Here is an 18,030-nt window from a genome sequence, read left to right as displayed (position 1 = left end):
ACCCTCGTTAGTCATATCCGTGCATACCCGAGGAACAACATCATGCGTTTGACGCGTGTATGGTTCGTCTATATTCTAATACGGTTCGTATCGAATTTGATATAAGAAAGATCCCTCCGCAGGAGACAACGTTATGTTTTATTACCCAGCCCGGTGGCACGCGCGAGCACTGCTTGCCGCCTGCATCGGTGCATTTGGCGTGGGCGCGGCGTGGTCCGCCGCGCCTGTCGGCCACGCACTGGATCGCCCTGCTGTCATCTCGCAGCGGGCAGCGCAATCGGTAGTACTCGGCCTCGCGCGGGCGGGCAAGCGTCTGGTTGCAGTGGGCGAACGCGGCATCGTAGTGATATCGGACGACGATGCCGCTACATGGCGTCAGGTATCGGTGCCCGTCAGCGTGACGCTGACTGCAGTTCATTTCGCCGATGAAAAACATGGCTATGCGGTCGGTCACAGCGGTACCGTGCTCGCCACCGCCGACGGTGGCGAAACCTGGAGACGCGTGCTCGACGGGCGTCAGGCCGCGCGGATTTCCGTTGCCTCTGCCGAGGCCAATGGCAACGCTGCAGCGCTGCGAGACGCCGAGCGCCTGGTGGCCGATGGCCCTGACAAACCGCTGCTGGACCTGCTCGTGCTGGACGCAAGGCGCGTGATTGTCGTCGGTGCGTATGGCATGGCCTACTCGACCACGGACGGCGGGCAAACCTGGCTCTCCTGGGCGGACCGCCTGGACAACCCTCGCGGCTTGCACCTGTACGCGATCCGGCGCCACGGCGAACGCATTCTCGTATGCGGCGAACAGGGACTGGTGAGGCTGTCGAAAGACGGCGGCCAGAGCTTCGCGGCAATCAAGCTTCCTTACAGTGGCAGCTTCTTCACCGCCGAGCTTCCCTCCGACGATGAAATCGTGGTGGCCGGACTGCGCGGCAATATGCTGCGTTCGCTCGATGCTGGCGCGAGCTGGAAGCAAATCACGTCGCCGGATGCCGCGTCCATCACGGGCTCTGCACTGCGCGCCGACGGATCACTGGTGCTGGTGGACCAGGCGGGCAGGGTGCTCAGTGAAAGCGAAGGCGCTCTCGTTGCGCTGAACCGAACCCCGCTGCCGTCCCTGACCGGCGTTTTCCCCGAAAGCGACGGTTCGCTGCTCACGCTCAGCGTGCGCGGCATTCTCTCCGCCCCCAACGGAGGCCAGAAATGAAGTCCGCTCCCGCCATCGACATGAACACAGCCAGCAGCTTCGATCCGCGCTCCGGCTCGCTGATCGAACGAGCGCTGTTCAACCACCGTCTCATCGTCGTTGTACTGTGCGCGATCGTCACCGCGCTACTGGGCTGGCAGGCGACCAGGCTGCACCTGAACGCCAGCTTCGAAAAGACCATCCCATCCCATCACCCCTATATCCAGAACTATCTGCGCTACCAGAACGAACTCTCCGGCTTAGGCAACGCGGTACGCATCGCCGTGGAGAACCCCAAGGGCACCATCTACGACGCCAACTACCTGCGCGCGCTACGCGGTCTTTCCGACGAGATCTTCCTGCTGCCCGGCGTCGACCGGATGAAGATGAAGTCGCTGTGGACGCCTTCGACCCGCTGGGTCGGCGTGACCGAGGACGGCCTCGAAGGCGGCCCCGTGATACCCGATGGCTACACCGGCACGGAGAAAAACCTGGTGACGCTCGAGGCCAACATCGCCCGCTCGGGCGAGATCGGCCAGACCGTTTCCCTCGATTCGCGCTCCACGGTCATCTTCGTGCCACTACTCGCCCGCACGCCCGACGGCCAGCCGCTGAGCTACGCCGCCTTCTCCGAAAAACTCGACACCTTGCGCGCGAAATACGAGCAGCAGGGCCTGAAGGTACACATCACCGGCTTCGCCAAGCTGGTGGGCGACCTCATCGACGGCGTGCACGCGGTGTTGATGTTCTTCGCATTGGCGGTAGCGATCGCGGCAACCATGGTCTTCTGGTACACACGCTGCATCCGCTCGACCCTGCTGGTCGTAGCGGCTTCGCTGGTCGCCGTTGTTTGGCAGCTCGGCTTGCTGCCGACACTCGGCTACACGCTCGACCCGTATTCCATTCTCGTACCGTTTCTTGTGTTCGCCATCGGCATGAGCCACGGTGCGCAAAAGATGAACGGCATCATGCAGGACGTCGGGCGCGGCATGGACAAACTGGTGGCGGCCCGCTTCACCTTCCGCCGCCTGTTCCTCGCGGGCCTGACTGCGCTACTGGCCGACGCCGTGGGCTTCGCCGTGCTGCTGGTGATCGACATTCAGGTCATCCGCGAACTGGCCATCGCCGCTTCGCTCGGCGTGGCCGCGCTGATCTTCACGAACCTGATCCTGCTGCCCATCATGCTGTCCTACACCGGCGTCAGCGCGAAGGCCGCCACCCGCAGCCTGCGTGCCGAAACCGCCGACGCCGCCGGCGCGGACAAGCATGCCGTATGGGCCTTCCTGGACCGCTTCACCCAGCGCAAGTGGGCTTCCATCGCGGTCACGACGGCGGTGGTCATGAGCATCGCGGGCCTGGCCGTTGGCGCCCGTCTCAAGATCGGCGACCTCGACCCGGGAGCGCCCGAGCTGCGCGCAGACAGTCGCTACAACCGCGATGTGAGCTTCATGAACCGGAACTACGGTGCCTCCAGCGACGTGCTGGCGGTCATGGTCAAGACGCCGGAAGGCGCGTGCGCCAGGTACGACACACTCAACAAGATCGACGCGCTGGAATGGCAACTGCGCCAGCTTGACGGCGTGGAGGACACTAGTTCCCTTGCGCTCCTGAACCGCCGCATGCTGGTCGGCCTGACCGAAGGCAATCCAAAGTGGTACGAGTTCCTGCCCAACCAGGACATGCTCAACACCGTCACGGCCGGCGCGCCGCGCGGTCTCTACAACGATAGCTGCGGCCTCCTCACTCTGTACGTCTACCTTCACGATCACAAGGCCGACACGCTGAACCGCGTGGTCGAGCACGTTCAGGCCTTCGCCAACGAGAACAACACCAAGGATGTGCAGTTCCTGCTGGCCGCCGGCACCGCAGGCATCGAGGCGGCGACCAACATCGCGGTCAAGGATGCCTGGCGCAAGATGCTGTACCTCGTGTACGGTGCCGTAGTGGTGCTGTCCTTCATCACTTTCCGTTCGTGGCGCGCGGTGGTGGTCGCGGTGCTGCCGTTGATGCTGACTTCCGTGCTTGCCGAGGCGCTGATGGTGGCTCTTGGCATGGGTGTGAAGGTTGCCACGTTGCCTGTAATCGCTCTGGGCGTGGGCATCGGCATCGACTACGCGCTCTACATTCTGTCGGTAACGCTGGCCCAGCTGCGCGAGGGCAGGAGCCTGTCGGAAGCCTACTACCGCGCGCTGCTTTTCACCGGCAAAGTCGTGATGCTCACAGGCGTCACACTGGCCATCGGCGTGGTCACCTGGGTCGCCAGCCCGATCAAGTTCCAGGCCGACATGGGTCTGCTGCTGGCCTTCATGTTCCTGTGGAACATGCTCGGCGCGCTGATCCTGCTGCCGGCACTGGCGCACTTTCTGCTGAAACCGGCGCGCGGCGCGCCGTACCGAAAAGGAAAAAACGCATGTCGAATCGCATCAACGTAATGTGGTTCGTGCCGCTGCCCCTGGCTGTGCTGGCCGGGCAAGCGCCAGGGGCAACGGTGATCCAGCCCAGCCGCAATCCTTCTTCCGATGCACAGTTCGAGGCATTGGTCGCGGGCGAAGTCGATGCTGTCGTGACGGCGATGGACAACGTCATCGGCTGGAATCGACGCTCGGGCCCCAAGGATTTTCGCGTGGTGGCGCAAGTCGAGCGGACCACGCCCCTTGCGCTGATCGCTGCGCGCGACCGCAAGAGCATGGCTGACCTGCGCGGAACCAACCTGCTCGTCGACGCAGTGGACAATGGTTTTGTCATCGCGCTACGAGCCATGTTGCGCGAAGCCGGCGTCGATGAAGACGGCTGCCGTTTTACCGCCGCTGGCGGCGTGACAGAACGATATGAGGCCCTGTTGGAGGGCCGCGGCGATGCCACGCTGCTGGGACAGCCCTTCGCGACGCAAGCCGCCAAAGCCGGGTTGGTGCAGATCGCCAGCGTGCCGCAAGCCTACCCGGCCTTTCCAGGCCAAGGCATCGTCATGCGCACGGCCAGCCCCGCGCGTGAGCGCATCGGTGCATGGCTGTGCGAACTCGAGCAGGCGCGTCTGCAAATACAAGATCCGGATTCACTACGACCGACCGACGAGGGCGTTGCCCTGCTGATTGAACACCGTCGCCTGCTGGGGCTGCCAGGCGGCGAGGACGCTTATTCAGACGTGGTCGATACCTCGCTGCTTGCAACCTTCCTGGGAAACGATCAATGAAACCGTATGGATTGGGTACCTTTTCGCATGCACACGACGGCCGCAAGTTCGTGGGTCTGGTCGTGGACGACCACGTGGCCGACGTGGCAAAACTGGCTGGGTTTCACGACGCACCGGCGCTCGCCAGCGCCGGCTCGGTACTGACCTTGTTGGACGCCTGGGAAACCAACTGCGCCGCGCTCGACCGGCTCGCTCTTGCCATCGACGGCAAGACGGAACATTGGTACCCACTGGACGCGCTGCGCGTGCACCCTGCCGTCGATCTGCCACGACAGATTTTCTGTACCGGTGCCAACTACCGCAAGCATGTGGTCGACATGACGGTCGACGCCAGGGTCGGTCCGCCGGGACTGGACGAAGCCGGTCTGCGCCGCTGGGCCGAGAACATGATGGACGAACGCGCCGCCACGGGTGAACCCTATGCGTTCACCAAACCGGTTTCCACGGTGTCCGGCGCGTATGACCCGCTGGTGCTGCCAAACACGACCACCCAACCTGACTGGGAGCTGGAACTGGCCGTCGTCATTGGCCGCGGCGGCTACCAGATTCAGCGCGAACTGGCGCTGGACCATGTGGCAGGCTATTGCATCGTCAACGACATCTCGGCGCGCGACCTGATACCACGCACCGACTACAAGATGCTCGGCACCGATTGGCTGCGCTCGAAGGGCCAGCCCGGTTTCCTGCCGCTGGGCCCCTACCTCGTACCGAAAGCCTTTGTAGCCGACCCGCATCGCCTGAAAATGCGCCTGTCCGTGTCCGGCCAGGTCATGCAGGACGAGTCCACGGCCGACATGCTGTTCGGCATCGAACGCCAGATCGAATACATCTCGCGCTATTCGCGTCTGCTGCCAGGTGACATCGTCTGCACCGGTTCGCCCGCTGGCAATGGCACGCACTACAACCGCTACCTGCGGGCGGGGGACGTGATCGAAGCCGAGATCGAAGGTCTCGGTCGGCAACGACAGGTTTGCGTTTAGTGCGGGCGAAACGATCAACCGCACCGAAATGCAAAAACCCATCTTATAGACCCCTTGCGCTCACTGAACGGCACGTGAGCACACCCAGCTCGTTCCTCGCTGGAGTGCGCAGAACGAGCAAACAATCTGCTTCGTCTGCGCACGTTTTATCTTTTGTCCCAGGCCGATCTCTGGCCTGGTCATCACACAGCCGCTGCGCGTTCTTCAGGATGAGGTGCGAGTGTAAGCGCCCTTCCGAGCGATACGATCATGTCTTTCAGCTCGGCCTGATGTCGTGCCGTGCCATAGGCAAAACCGTCGGGGCGAACCATTGCCGCTACGCCCCCCGTCTCGGCCAGCCAGCGCGCGACGAGGCCCAACTCCTCGGTGACCGCAATCAGCTCCGCCTCGAGACTCGCGCCGCCCTGCCCTTCATCCACCACGCAAACGACCTTAGCGTCGGTCAACGATGCGACCACGCCGAGCGCATCGCGCGCGGCTGCAGCAAGCGCCCAATCGCGGATGACGATATAGAAGTTGCCACGCACCAGGTCGTCGAGGCGCATCGGACCGATGCCTTCGCTGTTCACCCATGGTTGCGGAAACAATTTACCCGCACCGGCGCTCCGCTTACCGACCGCATCCCGATACAGCAGACCGGTTTCCAGGCCCGGGATGAACGACTGTCGAATCGTCTGTGCCGTACCAGCCGCCAACTCCTCGCCAAGACGACGATCCCGCTCGCGTGCGGCCTGCTCGTCGAGCTCACCGATGATCAAGCCGAAGGACTTGGCGGTTTCGACCACGGTCTGGACATGGGGACGGCGTTCCTGCCCATAGGTATCGAGTAATGCATCCGCAGCGTTGCCGCGCAACACTGCATCGAGTTTCCAGGCAAGGTTGTAGGCATCCCGTACCCCTGCACACAAACCCTGCCCCATGAAAGGCGGCATCTGATGGGCTGCATCGCCGAGCAGGAATACGCGGCCTTCACGCCACTTCTCGGCGACGACGGCGTGGAAGCGGTAGATCGCGACACGCTTGACTTCGACGCCGCTTGGGTCGACAAAGGTCGAGAGGACGCGCTCCAGGTGTTCAGGATCGTTGAAAGACTCTGGCGCCTCGCCCGGCAGCACCTTGATTTCCCAGCGGCGCAGACGACCCGGCCCCACGATGTAGGTGCCCGGACGCGTGGGGCGGCAATATTGCACGCATCGTTCGGGTAACTCGACGTCGTCATGCAAATCGGCATCGACCACTACCCACCGTTCGTCGAAGGCAAGATCGTACAAGGGGGACTCGATCTGACTACGCACCGCACTGCGCGCGCCGTCACAAGCAAGCAGATACTTGCCCCACAGCGTCTTGCTCGACTCATCAGGGCCAGTGATGTTGACCTCCACTCCCTCGGCATCCTGGCGCACCGAAACGAGCGTGTGCTCGAGCAACACATCGACCGATTCGAAGCGTTTGACCCCGTCTCTCAGTACACGCTCGAGTGTGGGCTGATAGAACATGAAGGTCGGCTCCCAGCCAAGAGGACCAGGCGCCGGCAGTGGATAGAAGCGTTTGATGACCTGCCCCTCGACACCGATGAAGTCGGTGCCGGGATGAGGACAGGTCCCTTCCGTGATTTTCCCGGCCAGGCCGGCCGCCTGGAAAGCGCGCAGCGTCTCGTGGTCGGCTGTAATCGCGCGCGGCTTGTCGTAGATGTCCTTGTCGCGCTCGACGATCGCCACGCGCATGCCCATCGTGGCAAGCAGGTTGGCCAGCGTTGCGCCGGTCGGGCCGTAACCCGAGATGATTGCGTCGAATGTTTCCATGATTCTTTTGCCCGCAATAAAAATTCAATTGATTCGTGGGTTCACGCGGCGGCTCAAAGCGTGGCCGCCGTAAAACCGTCCCAGACCGTGTCATAGTCCGGCTGGCGATTGACCGCTTCGAGCGAACGGCGCGTGAGTTTGAATACGTGGCAGCTCTCGAACATGAAGGTCAGCGTGTTGTCGACCTTGTGCGGCTTGAGTTCGGCACTGCTGGCTTTGTCGAAGGTCGCGGCATCCGGACCATGCGGCATCATGCAGTTGTGCAGGCTCACACCTCCCGGCACGAACCCCTCGGCCTTGGCATCGTAGACACCATACACGAGGCCCATCAGTTCACTCATCACATTGCGGTGGAACCACGGTGGACGGAACGTGTCCTCGGCCACCAGCCAGCGTGGCGGGAAGATCACGAAATCGCAATTCGCCGTTCCGGCACCGTCGAAGGCGAAGTCAGCAGCGTATAAATCGACGAACCCGGGTGATCGAACGAGATCGTGCCGATCGCCATGAATCGGGCCAGGTCGTATTTGCAGGGCGCGAGATTGCCATGCCACGCCACGACGTTAAGCAGCGAATGGTTCTGCTTGCCCTCCCAGAACGTGCCGAGGAGCTTGCGCACGATCCTGACCTCTCGCTGACCTTCCTCGTAGGCGGCGACCGGCGTCAGGAAGTCCCGATGATTCGCCAGGCCATTCGAGCCGATCGGACCCAGCTCCGGCAGCCGGAACGGCGCACCGTAATTCTCGGCGATATAGCCACTCGCTTCGCCATCGTCCAGATCAACGGCAAAATGCAGGCCAAGCGGCACCACCGCAATCTCGCCCGGCGCAACGCCGAGCACGCCCAGCTCGGTACGGATCGTCAGCCGGCCGAGTTGCGGCACGATCAGCATTTCCCCGTCGGCATTCAGCAGATAACGGTTCGTCATTGAAGCATTGACACGGTAGACATGCGCGCTCATGCCCGACTGTGCCTCGGGGCTGCCGTTACCCGCGATCGTGATGATGCCGTCGACAAAATCGGTCGGCACCGTCGGGGCCGGCCACGGATCCCAGCGGAAACGGTTCGCCGGCGTATCGACTTCGCCAAAAGGTCCGGACTCCCCGGTCGGGTGCTCGATTTTCCGATAGGCGTCGTGCATAGCGGAAGGCAGTACGCGGTACATCCAGGTGCGTCGATTCTCCGCGCGCGGCGCCTTAAACGCCGCGCTGGACAGCAATTCGGCAAATAGCCCATGCAGGGTACGCTGCGGCGAATTGCGCCCTTCGGGCAAGGCGCCCGGAATAGCTTCGGTAGAAAACTGGTTGCCGAAGCCGCTCATGTAGCTCAGGCCGTTCGGCGATGTCTGGGTACTCATCTGTTTGTCGCGACTCTCTGTTCACGTTGCGGAGCGGCATCTCACGCACCTGGAACTCGCATGCCCGGGCATGCGGTCTCCTTGTCGATCCCGGACCCATCAGCCCTGATACTTCTGGATCTCGTTGTCGATCGTGCCGAAGATCGAGGCGCCCTGCGCATCGAACATCTCTACACGCACGTGATCGCCGAAATGGAAGAACGGCGTGACCGGATTGCCGTGCTCGACAGTCTCCAGTGCACGCTTCTCCGAGATGCAGCAAAAACCGTTGCTGCGATCGTGATTCGATACCGTGCCCGAACCCAGTATCGTGCCGGCACCGAGCGTGCGGGTCTTCGCGGCGTGCGCGATCAGCTGGGGAAAATTGAAGTACATATCGACACCCGCGAGCGGCGCACCGAGCTTCTCGTTGTTGATATGCACCGTGAGCGGCAGGCTGAGCTTCGAGCCATCCCATGCCGCACCCAGTTCGTCCGGCGTCACGGCGACCGGCGAAAATGCCGTCACGCCCTTGCCGTTCACGAAACCAAAACCCTTGTTCAGTTCTGCCGGGATCACGTGGCGCAGCGAGATGTCGCTGAGTAGCATCAGCAGCTTGATGTGCGATCTGGCCTGCTCCGGCGTGACCGACATCGGTACGTCGTCGGTGATCACCGCGATCTCGGCCTCGAGGTCCGCACCCCAATCCTCGGTCGCGATATAGACCGGATCCCGCGGACCCGTGAAATAGTCCGAGGAGCCCTGATACATCAGCGGATCCTGGAGCAACGACGGCGGCATCTCGACACCCCGCGCCTTGCGCACGAGTTCGACGTGGCTCAGATACGAACTTCCATCCAGCCATTGGTAAGCGCGCGGCAGCGGCGACTCAGCCTTCGACTGGTCAAAGGCAAACGCGCCGCTTGCCGTACCGGCATTGAGGGCTTCGTAGAGGGCCTTCAGGCGCGGTTCCACCTCGTTCCAGTTTTCGATCGCAGCCTGTACGGTCGGCCCAATATCCGCAGCAGCCACGGCGCGCGTTAGATCGCGCGACACCACGATCAAAGCACCGTTACGGGTACCATTTTTGAGCGATGCAAGTTTCATAATCTGGATTCCACCGATTGGAAGGATTGACGACACTTAAGACCCCTGCCAATCTACGCTGCGACCGTACACCCCACGCCATCATTTCCACTCAATGAACATGCAATCAACGACCTCAGTGAAACAGGTCGCAGACCCCGGTTCCATCGAACGCACGTTCGAGCTGCTGAGACTGCTTGCCACCGCCGGCCGCTATGGGCTTGCGCTCACGCAGATCTCCGAATCGGCCAGCTTGCCCCATTCGACCGTGCATCGACTCCTGCGTCGGCTGATCAAGGAGCGCATGGTGGTCCAGCGTGAATCGAACAAACGCTACATGCTCGGCGCACTCGCGTTCGAACTTGGGCTCGCGGCCTCCCAGATTTATGATCTGCGACAACCGTGCCGTCCGATCCTCATGCAGCTCGCGGAAGAAATCGGCGACACCGTCTACCTCACGGTCCGCAGCGGCAATGAGTCCGTCTGCGAAGACCGATACGAAGGTCCGTCGGTGATTCGCGTCATGACACTGGAGGTCGGTAGCCGTCGCCCGCTCGGGCTCGGCGCGGGCGGCCTGGCCATCCTCGCGGCCATCCCCGCGGAAGAGCGCGAGCAAACCATCGACTACCTCGCTCACCGTTACGGCACGTATAAGTCACTGCATGAAAAAACCCTGCGCAAGGCAGTCGATGTGTGCTGGAAGCAGGGGTTTTCGTTGATTCACAGCCAGGTCACTTTAGGGACGACCGCGGTCGGCGTCGCGATCCTCGACACGCTGGACAATCCGGTTGCGGCGGTCAGTGTGGCTGCCGTGGACAGCCGCATGTCGGAGAGCCGAGTCGCCACCCTGTCCCGTCAACTGCAATCCGCTGCCGCACGGATCAGGAAAGCACTCCATAGCTTCCCGATCGGTGCCTGACGCGGCATGCTGCGTCGAATCGATTTCCATTGTGCGGACAATCGGGACGCAGTTCGCTGTTCACCGACGAGAATGGGCGTGCTGCTGTCAGCAAACGGTCTTTCCAACACCAGAACAGCGATGATCATCGAACACCGTACCTACACCCTGCATCCCGGTAAAACACAGACTTACTTTTCCCACTACATCAACGAGGGGCTCGCGATCCAGCTCGAATACCTGCCGAACCCGATCGGCTATTACCTCACAGAACTCGGCGCGCTGAATCAGATCATTCACATGTGGGGCTACAAGAGTCTCGACGAGCGGGCTCAACGCCGTGCCCGCCTCAAACAGGACGAACGCTGGGTAGGCTATGTCACGAAAATCCTGCCGCTGATCCAGCATCAGGAAAGCAAGATCCTGCTACCTGCAGCGTTCCATACCCCTGTCGTGGCTCAATACAAGTTCTCCTGCGGCTAGCGTTTTTTCACTACCGCGCCGTGCTAGACGATCGTCTGCTGGCTTGCCTCGGAGCTGACGTGAGGCTTGACCGGGATTCGTGAATATCTGAATCTTCAGATAATTACGAATCCCGCCCGACCCTCATCATCATGGTCGCGCGCCGCGGCTACCGGTTGGCCCCGTCTGAGGACGTACCCCCGATATTCGGTACCGTCGCCAGTCCGCGGCCGCTCCCGCGCCGCGTCGGGAATTTCGTCGTTAGAGACGTAGTCGTCGCCAAGGCAGCCGAGGCAATGGTGGAGTCCCAGGTGCTTACACTGACGGGCCTAGGCGGTGTCGGAAAATCGAGCCTTGCACTGACACTCGGAAGAGACGATTTCTCCCGGCATTTCGACGCCGCAACCGCACGCGATGGCAATTGGCACCTCGTCAATCGTGGCGAGGGACGCAAGATCGACAAAGGCCACCCCCGCCGGGCATGACGGCACTATCCGATAGGCGACTTCAAAGCGCTAGCGAATGCGCCTTGGTTGTTGATACTCGATGGCGCGGAGCATGTCATCTCAACTGTTGCACAAATCTTAGAAGCACTGTTGGCAGCAAGCCTGAATATCCAGTTCCTGATTACGAGTCGGGAGCCACTGAGGATTCGAAGCGAGACGGTTTTCAGGGTGGATCCGCTTGGTGTTCCCAAACTCACGGACCGTTGCGACGAGATGCTGAACAGCCCGGCTGTCCAGCTGTTCGTCCACCATGCGCAGCAGATGCACCCGAGAATTGTCCCTCTCATCGCTGAGATGGAGAGCATCGCAAAGATTTGTCAGCGCCTGGATGATATTCCACTTGCAATCGAGTTGGCCGCCGGACGGACGGAATCATTGGGCGTAGAAGGCGTGCAACGCCGCCCGCCGGAGTCGATGTGCCCGATCGTGTATTTTGATGCCCTGCGGCTGAAGGTCCGCGACTAAGGCATGGTCAGGAACAAGGCGATGATCCAGGCGCTGCGCATCCGCGCCGACGGCCGCAAGGAAGTGATGGGCTTGTGGATCGAGCAGTCGTTCCTCGGTGACGTGCTTCAGGTTCAGCCACGCGACCTGCTTGCGACTCAGATTCTTGCCCGAGGGGGCGCGCAACGCTGGCTCAAGAGCGACGGCTGCTGAGATCCGCCAGATAGCAAATCCCCCGGCGGCATAGTAGTTGTCGCCTCTGAATTTCTTTATCAAGAAGAGTCAGAGGTGCAAGTTGAAGGCGAAACAAACGTATTCTGTCGAGTTCAACGAGCAGGCGCTGTCGAAGGTGCTACAGCGCGGCAACCGAACGGTCGGAGCCGTAGCCGACGAATTGAACGTGAACGTTTTAACATTGAGGAAATGGATGAGAGATGCAGCCGCCGCGAACCGGAGTTCGAGCTCCGGACATGCAAAGCGTCTGGAAGACTGGTCGCTGGAAGAACGGCTGATGGCCTTGCAGGAGAGCCACGGGTTGGTCGACGAAGCGTTGAACGGCGGGTGTCGTGAGCGCGGCCTGTTTGCGCATCATCTCGCGCAGTGGCGAGCGGATTTCTGCACCGTCGGTGTAACCGGTAGCCGGCGCGAGAACGCCCAGGAAGTGCGGGATCTGAAGCAGGCCAATGTCCAGCTGCAGCGCGAGTTGAACCGCAAGGAGAAGGCGCTGGCTGAAGCTGCGGCGCTACTGGTGCTGCAAAAAAGTACCGCGCGCTGTTCGAGGGCGAGGCCGAATGACGGCCCCTGAAGAGCGCAAGGCATTGATCGGCCTGATCAGCGAGGCGACCCTGGCCGGGGCTCGCCAGGCACACGCGTGCAACATTCTGGGGCTCAGTGCCCGGACAGTTCAGCGCTGGCAATGCGGCGAACCTGACGTGGTGGACGGGCGCACTTTGCGGCATCATGAACCGCGCCACAAGCTTTCTGCCGACGAACGCGCCGAGCTGCTGGCGGTCGCGAACTCGCCCGAATTCGGTCATCTGCCGTCAAGCCAGATCGTGCCACGACTGGCAGACCAGCAACGATATATCGCCTCGGAATCGACTTCTACCGGGTACTCAAGGCCGAGAAGCAATTCGCCCACCGGCGCAGCGAACGGCCGTCGCGCACACGCAGCAAACCCCGTGCGGTTTGCGCCGACGCGCCGAACCAGTTGTATAGCTGGGACATCACGTACCTGCCGACGACGATCCGTGGAAAGTATTTTTATCTGTATCTGTTGCTGGATGTGTTCAGCCGGAAGATTGTCGGCTGGCAGGTCTATGCCGAGGAAAACAGCGTGCTGGCCAGCGAAGTCCTCAGGGACCTATGCGCGCGCGAAGCGATACAGCCCGACCAGTTGATTCTGCATTCGGATAACGGCGGCCCGATGAAAGGTGCGACGATGCTCGCCACCCTTCAGGCACTGGATGTCATGCCGTCGGAACGTGATATCCTGCGCTTCGTCAATGATTAGCATTACGTAATTGTTCTTCGCGTTATTCGCAAGCGCAATATAGCGCTGTTTGCACAGGTAGATGCCTTCCGCTTTTTTCGGCGGTTTCGTCGGATGGGCGAACTCAAAGTGCGAAGCGAGCAGCAGTTGATGCCAGAATCCCGCCTCGCTTGTCTGACTGTCCGGACGGCGGTTCCACACCACCAGTGGCACCGCGGCGCTCAAGCGCTCTTGCAGCACCTTTTCAACATACCACTGTACGCAGCGCGACTTGCCGAGCCGTGAGGCGCCATAGATGTAGCCGCCCGGTCGTTGTTGGTCGATCCATTCGCCTTGATGGTGTCGGCCGTCCCACCGGAAAGATACAGCGAGACCGCTTCCTTTCTCGCAAAATACAGCGCGCGCCGGCCGCCTTCGAGCGCACCCTCGTCGGGACTGGCCCACTGCGATGTGTCGATAGTTCGCCTGCCCAGCGTCCGGGTGGAGCAGTAATGGCTGTCGTCAACGTCGCGTGCTTCCATGGACGCTCCAAAGCGCCCGCGCGCCGATGGCAAGGAGCGGATGCCTATAAGACCATAGAGCGCTTTCGCAGGAAAGCAAGGCGAAGATTCGGCCGCGGTGTCGAAAAGGATACAAAGCTGCTTGCACTGTCGGCCGAAGGAACAATTTTGCTTGAACTTCTTGCAAGCAATTTTGTTCCCGACGGTCGTGGCAGCCGCCAATTTTCGGCCGGTCAGTGGTAACAAAATTAATTGCACCGACGAGATAAGGCCACTAGTTCCCCGCTTCACTCGTGCTGACGAAAGTCCCGCCATGGGTATCATGTCTCTCGATCATCGCGGGTTGCCCGCTCTTTCGCGCCCACGCGCGGAATGCGCGAGCGGTAGCTCAACAGCACGCCGATGGGCGACATAGACGATGCCACTGGCGTAATGATCGTCTGTTTCCATTGAAGGTCTGCCATTTCCGAAGCAGGCTCAAGCGGATGGGTACGGCTGTCGTTGCACTTCGCTGTACCGGCGTCACCGGTGCTACAACGCGACGCCGACCTAGCCCGCACGCCGCAGCCGCAATATCGCTTGACCATGCACGGCCGCCCGCGGTCCGCCCGGACCGGTGCGGGACTCAGACGCCGTTCGCCGCATCCTTGAACGCCTTACCCGCGGTGAACTTGACCGTCCTCGCCGCCGGAATCTGGATCTCGGCGCCGGTCGCCGGGTTGCGGCCAACACGCGCGGCACGGGCGCCTGTCGAAAACGTGCCGAACCCGATCAGCTGCACGGTGTCTCCCTTCGTAACGGTCGCCGTGACGGTTTATCTCGCAGCGTCGCCATCACAGGCCCCCGCCGGAAACCGTTGGTTCGGCAGTCAATGTCGTCAAATAGCGTGGCATCCCTCCGCTTCCCGCCTGTCTCCGCAGCCGCGAATCGACGATGTGTGCCCTCGCCGGCTTCACGCCTCTGCGAGCTTGGCGGTCCCCGCTCACTCGGGCGCTGCAGGACGCCTGGGGAACGCAGTTCGGATCGCACCCCATGGCAACCATGCAATTTGCCCCGCTTCATCTTTTGATTACTGCTATTACCATAAACTGCAGCCAATGCGCAACTGAGCGTCGGAGCCCCTTTGCGACTGGTGACCGGTGCGCACCGGCCATTCGGTGACACGCCCGAGTTGCGGTTGAGAGAACGCGCTCCGTCCCTCTGCCTTTGCCCATAGCAGCCATCAAGTAGCTGCGCGACGCTGAGCGCTGCGTCCCGTCGCTCGACCCGGTGACCGCCGATCACGGGCACGCCCTCTCGCGGGCGCTTAACGGCGATAAGCCGTATTGCACCGCTAGTTCATGCCGCCCGCGTTATCGCCGCCTGTGCTCCGATCCAACAAGCGACCTCCCGAAGACGCTCACCTATCGCCACGGAAAGGCCACGTGCCGAAGCTCCCGCCTAATGGATTTGACGCAATCGTCAACGAAGCCGGTCGATTCGCAGGACCCGAAGGTGGTGGAGGACCTCGCTGGTTGGAAGAAGACGCCGGCTGGTTTGAATCGTCGATACCGGCGATCTGACCGTCCAGCTACTGTAAGTTTGCCCCAGACACTCAATATTTCTGGCTGGCGCCGGGGCCATGCCATTATCAGCGCATCGGTCACGATATCGGCCGTCATGCGAGGCTTGATCGACCAGCCGACCACTTCCCGGTTGCACAGGTCCATCACGATTGCCAGACACAGCCAGCCCTCGTCGGTCCAGATGTACGTCATATCAGAAGTGAACACCTGATTTGGCGCCGTGGGCGTAAAGTTGCGCTCCAGCGGATTTTCTGCGACCGGCAGCTTGTGCTTCGAGTCCGTCGTTACCTTATAGCGCTTCTTGTCCCGGGCCCGGATACCGTCCTCGCGCATGAGCCGCTCCTTTCGCCGGAAAGCCACGCGCGCGAACCGCCTCAGTCATCCTTGGCGATCCATAGACGCCCTTAACCTCGGCTTGAATATTGCGGATCAGCGACAGCAACTGTTCGTTACTCAGGCGTTTGCGCTCGGACGTGCCGCCGCGCTTCCATGCAACCCCGTTCGTACTGACCGGCAGGACGTCACACAGTGCCGACAGCGGTCGCCCAAGTACCATGTCGTCGACATTGCTACTTCCACCACGGTACCAACGCCGTCTCCAAGCAGCGGGAGCTAGCGGATCAGATCCAGCGTGTGAAACTCCCCACCGTCTCTCGCGGCGTCCTATAAGTGTTCACGCCCGCGGACTCGTCCGCATAGCCCAACGACATGCCGCAAACCAGCATTTCATCGGAACCCGCGCCAATGAACGGCAGGACAATCCTGGCGTAGTTGTTCCACGCCGCCTGGGGGCAGGTGTGCAAACCCAGAGCCCGCGCCGCCAGCATCAGAGTCTGCAGGAACATGCCGTAGTCGATCAGAGAGCCGCGGCCCATGACGCGGTCAATGGTGAACATGAAGCCGATCGGGGCGTCAAAAAAACGGTAATTTCGCTGCGACTGCGCATGCATCTTGTCCTTGTCACCCTTTTCGATTCCGAGGTGCCCGTACAAGGTCCAGCCGTTGTGGCGCCTTCGGTCAATGTAAGGCGAGACCCACTTTGAAGGGTAGTACCCAGCAACCTCCGCGTGATCGGCGGCCAGTGAGGGATCGGCCCGGGCGGCATCGTGCGCAGCACACACTTTCGCCACGAGTGCATCACGACGATCGCCCTGCAGCACATACACCTTCCACGGCTGGGTGTTCGTGCTGGACGCCGCGCAACTCGCAATCCTCAAGATCTCGTCGATCTGCTGGCGCGCGACCGGCACGTCGCGCAAGAACGCACGGCACGAGAAGCGGCTCTCGATGGCCGAGACCACGGTTACCGAATCCTGCACAACTGTCTTGACTTGAGAAATGGTCATTGAAATGCCTCCAATGAATTCGGCACCTCAGACCGTGCCCGCTTGGCGCAGCTCGGCAATCTGCGTGGCCGAGAGCCCAGCTAGTTCGCGCAGGATCTCGTCGGTATGCGCGCCCAGTGCGGGTGCTGGCTTGATTTGCGGCGACGGTGTCTCACTGAACCGCGGCTGCACAGCCGGCATCTTCAGTTCGCCTATTTGCGGGTGCACGACTGTGGCGATGCTGCCCCGTGCCTGGTAATGCGGATCTGCGACGATGTCCTTGATCGAGTAGATCAAGGAAAAGGCGAGGCCTTTTTCTTCGAGGATCCGGCAAGCCTCCAGAACCGGCAGCGACTTGATCCATGCGGCCACGATTTCGTTGACCTCCTGGATGTTCTCGATGCGTTTGGCGTGGCTGGAAAAGCGCTCGTCGCCGACAAGGACAGGAATGGCTTCGCACAAGCGGGCGAACATCCGGTCGTTGGACACGGTGAAGACGATGTAGCGTCCATCGCACGTTTCGAAATGATCACCCGGGGCTGCCGCGAAGTGAATGTTGCCCGTTCGCTCGCGGGGCAGTCCCAGTTTCTCGTAAGCCGTGACCATTACGTCGGTGAACCGGAACACTGTTTCGTATAACGAAAGATCGATTTGCTGACCAGCACCGCCGCGCGCATCGCGGTGGTAGAGCGCCACCATTGTTCCGAAAGCGCCAAGGACTGCTGTTGAATAGTCGGCCATCGCCGTGCCGAGCTTCACCGGAGCGCGGTCCGGATAGCCCGTGGCGTTCAGCGTGCCGCCCATTGCGAGGGCAATGCGGTCGTATCCTGCACGGTTTGCGTACGGTCCGGTCTGGCCATAGCCGGAAACACTGAGCATCACAAGCCTTGGATTCACTTGGCTTAGGTGCTTCCACGACAGGTTCCATTTATCCAGGATGCCGGGGCGGAAGTTCTCCACGAATACATCGGCGTGCTTCACCATCTCCCTCAGAATCCGCTGGCCTTCGGGATGGTGCAGATCGAGCGTCACGGACTTCTTGTTTCGCCCTTCGACATTCCACCAAAGGCTCTCGCCTTCCACCGACGGCCCGATATGGCGCAGCGAGTCTCCCCGGCCAGGCTGCTCGATCTTGATCACGTCCGCACCGAGGTCTGCAAGCAGCGTTGCGGCAACCGGGCCTGCAACCATCGTGCCGATGTCGATCACCCGGATGCCGGCCAACGGCCCTTTGTCTTTCGTTTCCATACATCAATCCTTTAAA

The 18,030-nt window shown here is 61.4% G+C and carries 13 protein-coding genes and 4 pseudogenes; 10 read left to right on the top strand and 7 right to left on the bottom strand.

Annotated elements, in window-relative coordinates:
* Positions 1 to 133: 133 nt before the first annotated feature.
* From HDG37_RS08635 to HDG37_RS08620, 4 genes are read left to right on the top strand one after another with little or no spacing between them, the layout of a single operon-like run.
* Positions 134 to 1,201 carry a YCF48-related protein gene (locus HDG37_RS08635; protein WP_184046111.1) on the top strand — a complete coding sequence of 356 codons (1,068 nt, stop codon included), beginning with the start codon at positions 134 to 136 and terminating at the stop codon, positions 1,199 to 1,201.
* Positions 1,198 to 3,612: an RND family transporter gene (locus tag HDG37_RS08630; protein WP_184046109.1), complete on the top strand. Its 2,415-nt coding sequence runs from the start codon at positions 1,198 to 1,200 to the stop codon at positions 3,610 to 3,612. The genes HDG37_RS08635 and HDG37_RS08630 overlap by 4 nt, the downstream gene beginning before the upstream one ends.
* Complete coding sequence (locus HDG37_RS08625; protein WP_184046107.1) at positions 3,591 to 4,370, top strand: ABC transporter substrate-binding protein; 780 nt, start codon at positions 3,591 to 3,593, stop codon at positions 4,368 to 4,370. Before HDG37_RS08630 ends, HDG37_RS08625 begins: the two co-directional genes overlap by 22 nt.
* Complete coding sequence (locus HDG37_RS08620; RefSeq protein WP_184046105.1) at positions 4,367 to 5,350, top strand: fumarylacetoacetate hydrolase family protein; 984 nt, start codon at positions 4,367 to 4,369, stop codon at positions 5,348 to 5,350. Before HDG37_RS08625 ends, HDG37_RS08620 begins: the two co-directional genes overlap by 4 nt.
* A gap of 182 nt (positions 5,351 to 5,532) precedes the next feature.
* Here HDG37_RS08620 and HDG37_RS08615 read toward each other — a convergent pair whose 3' ends face one another.
* From HDG37_RS08615 to HDG37_RS08605, 3 genes and pseudogenes are all read right to left on the bottom strand, one after another.
* A complete protein-coding gene (locus tag HDG37_RS08615) occupies positions 5,533 to 7,152 on the bottom strand; it encodes a bifunctional 3-(3-hydroxy-phenyl)propionate/3-hydroxycinnamic acid hydroxylase (protein WP_184046103.1) in 1,620 nt (539 codons plus the stop codon).
* 53 nt (positions 7,153 to 7,205) lie between these two features.
* A pseudogene (hmgA, locus tag HDG37_RS08610) lies at positions 7,206 to 8,509 on the bottom strand (homogentisate 1,2-dioxygenase).
* A 99-nt stretch (positions 8,510 to 8,608) separates the two neighbouring features.
* A complete protein-coding gene (locus HDG37_RS08605) occupies positions 8,609 to 9,595 on the bottom strand; it encodes a fumarylacetoacetate hydrolase family protein (protein WP_184046101.1) in 987 nt (328 codons plus the stop codon).
* Positions 9,596 to 9,713: 118 nt separating this feature from the next.
* Here HDG37_RS08605 and HDG37_RS08600 point away from each other — a divergent pair, with 118 nt between their 5' ends.
* The 6 genes and pseudogenes from HDG37_RS08600 to HDG37_RS08575 all read left to right on the top strand — a co-directional run bounded on the left by HDG37_RS08600 (position 9,714) and on the right by HDG37_RS08575 (position 14,119).
* Positions 9,714 to 10,493: an IclR family transcriptional regulator gene (locus HDG37_RS08600; protein WP_184046099.1), complete on the top strand. Its 780-nt coding sequence runs from the start codon at positions 9,714 to 9,716 to the stop codon at positions 10,491 to 10,493.
* A gap of 72 nt (positions 10,494 to 10,565) precedes the next feature.
* A complete protein-coding gene (locus tag HDG37_RS08595; protein ID WP_260332805.1) occupies positions 10,566 to 10,955 on the top strand; it encodes an NIPSNAP family protein in 390 nt (129 codons plus the stop codon).
* Positions 10,956 to 11,860: 905 nt separating this feature from the next.
* Positions 11,861 to 11,995: pseudogene (locus HDG37_RS08590) on the top strand (transposase); the annotation flags it as partial.
* A gap of 139 nt (positions 11,996 to 12,134) precedes the next feature.
* The gene (locus tag HDG37_RS08585; RefSeq protein WP_260332804.1) at positions 12,135 to 12,689 is read left to right on the top strand and encodes a transposase; all 555 of its coding nucleotides are present in this window, start codon (positions 12,135 to 12,137) and stop codon (positions 12,687 to 12,689) included.
* Between the two features lie 405 nt (positions 12,690 to 13,094).
* Positions 13,095 to 13,397: a DDE-type integrase/transposase/recombinase gene (locus HDG37_RS08580; protein ID WP_184046097.1), complete on the top strand. Its 303-nt coding sequence runs from the start codon at positions 13,095 to 13,097 to the stop codon at positions 13,395 to 13,397.
* 470 nt (positions 13,398 to 13,867) lie between these two features.
* Positions 13,868 to 14,119, top strand: a complete 252-nt coding sequence (locus HDG37_RS08575; RefSeq protein ID WP_184046095.1) for a hypothetical protein — start codon at positions 13,868 to 13,870, stop codon at positions 14,117 to 14,119.
* 382 nt (positions 14,120 to 14,501) lie between these two features.
* On the opposite strand, the pseudogene HDG37_RS08570 reads toward HDG37_RS08575, so the two are convergent.
* The 4 genes and pseudogenes from HDG37_RS08570 to HDG37_RS08555 form a co-directional block, all read right to left on the bottom strand.
* Positions 14,502 to 14,687: pseudogene (locus tag HDG37_RS08570) on the bottom strand (HU family DNA-binding protein); the annotation flags it as partial.
* 793 nt (positions 14,688 to 15,480) lie between these two features.
* Positions 15,481 to 15,985 (bottom strand): annotated as a pseudogene (locus tag HDG37_RS08565) (DDE-type integrase/transposase/recombinase); the annotation flags it as partial.
* 76 nt (positions 15,986 to 16,061) lie between these two features.
* Complete coding sequence (locus HDG37_RS08560; RefSeq protein WP_184046093.1) at positions 16,062 to 16,787, bottom strand: nitroreductase; 726 nt, start codon at positions 16,785 to 16,787, stop codon at positions 16,062 to 16,064.
* A 27-nt stretch (positions 16,788 to 16,814) separates the two neighbouring features.
* Positions 16,815 to 18,014, bottom strand: coding sequence for a CaiB/BaiF CoA-transferase family protein (locus HDG37_RS08555; RefSeq protein ID WP_184046091.1), 1,200 nt, complete (start codon positions 18,012 to 18,014; stop codon positions 16,815 to 16,817).
* Between the last annotated feature and the right edge of the window lie 16 nt (positions 18,015 to 18,030).

The organism is Paraburkholderia sp. MM5384-R2, from assembly GCF_014201025.1.
Taxonomy (GTDB): domain Bacteria; phylum Pseudomonadota; class Gammaproteobacteria; order Burkholderiales; family Burkholderiaceae; genus Paraburkholderia; species Paraburkholderia tuberum.
Note: the sequence above shows the minus strand (reverse complement) of the source record. Positions and strands in the feature narration are given on the sequence as shown.

Excerpts from the sequence above, each read along its gene's own strand:
- HDG37_RS08630 (WP_184046109.1), top strand. The coding sequence starts at position 1,198 with ATGAAGTCCGCTCCCGCCATCGACATGAACACAGCCAGCAGCTTCGAT.
- HDG37_RS08615 (WP_184046103.1), bottom strand. The coding sequence starts at position 7,152 with ATGGAAACATTCGACGCAATCATCTCGGGTTACGGCCCGACCGGCGCA.
- HDG37_RS08635 (WP_184046111.1), top strand. The coding sequence starts at position 134 with ATGTTTTATTACCCAGCCCGGTGGCACGCGCGAGCACTGCTTGCCGCC.
- HDG37_RS08555 (WP_184046091.1), bottom strand. The coding sequence starts at position 18,014 with ATGGAAACGAAAGACAAAGGGCCGTTGGCCGGCATCCGGGTGATCGAC.
- HDG37_RS08575 (WP_184046095.1), top strand. The coding sequence starts at position 13,868 with ATGGCTGTCGTCAACGTCGCGTGCTTCCATGGACGCTCCAAAGCGCCC.
- HDG37_RS08605 (WP_184046101.1), bottom strand. The coding sequence starts at position 9,595 with ATGAAACTTGCATCGCTCAAAAATGGTACCCGTAACGGTGCTTTGATC.
- HDG37_RS08625 (WP_184046107.1), top strand. The coding sequence starts at position 3,591 with ATGTCGAATCGCATCAACGTAATGTGGTTCGTGCCGCTGCCCCTGGCT.
- HDG37_RS08560 (WP_184046093.1), bottom strand. The coding sequence starts at position 16,787 with ATGACCATTTCTCAAGTCAAGACAGTTGTGCAGGATTCGGTAACCGTG.
- HDG37_RS08595 (WP_260332805.1), top strand. The coding sequence starts at position 10,566 with ATGGGCGTGCTGCTGTCAGCAAACGGTCTTTCCAACACCAGAACAGCG.
- HDG37_RS08620 (WP_184046105.1), top strand. The coding sequence starts at position 4,367 with ATGAAACCGTATGGATTGGGTACCTTTTCGCATGCACACGACGGCCGC.